The sequence below is a fragment of the Azospirillum griseum genome (assembly GCF_003966125.1).
Taxonomy (GTDB): domain Bacteria; phylum Pseudomonadota; class Alphaproteobacteria; order Azospirillales; family Azospirillaceae; genus Azospirillum; species Azospirillum griseum.
On the sequence record NZ_RXMA01000114.1, the window covers coordinates 1 to 809 of the forward strand.

General features: G+C 65.9%; 2 protein-coding genes. Both read left to right on the forward strand.

Translation table 11 applies throughout. The features are described 5' to 3' along the window. A partial coding sequence (locus EJ903_RS26385) for an ABC transporter permease (RefSeq protein ID WP_148105322.1) occupies nt 1-558 on the forward strand: 558 nt, incomplete at its 5' end. A gap of 18 nt (nt 559-576) precedes the next feature. After that, nucleotides 577-809 (forward strand): ATP-binding cassette domain-containing protein (locus EJ903_RS26390; protein ID WP_126620823.1); only part of this gene is annotated, 233 nt, incomplete at its 3' end.

An 809-nucleotide genomic window follows, 5' to 3' on the forward strand; every position in this document is an offset into this window, starting at 1 on the left:
GCCGTCGGGGCCGGGCTGGCCCTGCCGCTGGGGCTGGTGATGGGAACCAGCGAGCGCGCCTATGGGCTGATGGACCCGCTGTTGCAGGTGCTGCGCCCGATCCCGCCCATCGCCTACATCCCGCTCGCCATCCTGTGGTTTGGCTTGGGCAACGCGCCCGCCATCTTCCTGATCGCCATCGGCGCGTTCTTTCCGGTGCTGATGAACACCATCGCCGGGGTTCGCCACGTCGATGGCATCTATCTGCGCGCCGCCCGCAATCTGGGGGCCGGGCCGACCACCATGTTCCTGCGCGTCATCCTGCCCGCCGCCACCCCCTACATCCTGGCGGGCGCGCGGATCGGCATCGGCACCGCCTTCATCGTCGTCATCGTGTCGGAGATGATCGCGGTGAACGCCGGGTTGGGCTTCCGCATCCTCGAAGCGCGCGAGTTCATGTGGTCCGACAAGATCATCGCCGGGATGTTCACCATCGGCCTGCTGGGGCTGGGCATCGACATCGCGATGAATCGTTTGAACAACCATCTGCTGCGCTGGCATCGCGGCTTGGACAGCTGAAGGCGGGGAGACATCGCAATGGCCAGCTTGTTGACAATGACCCAGGATTACGCCGCCATGACCAGCATTCCCGCCAGCCGGACCGCCGTTCCCCAGATCCAGGTTCGCGGGGTGGAGAAGGTCTTCACCGTCGGCGCGCAGAGGATCGTCGCCCTGCAGAACATCGATCTGGACGTGCAGAAGGGCGAGTTCGTCTGTCTGCTCGGCCCGTCGGGTTGCGGCAAATCCACCCTGCTGAACGCGGTCGCCGG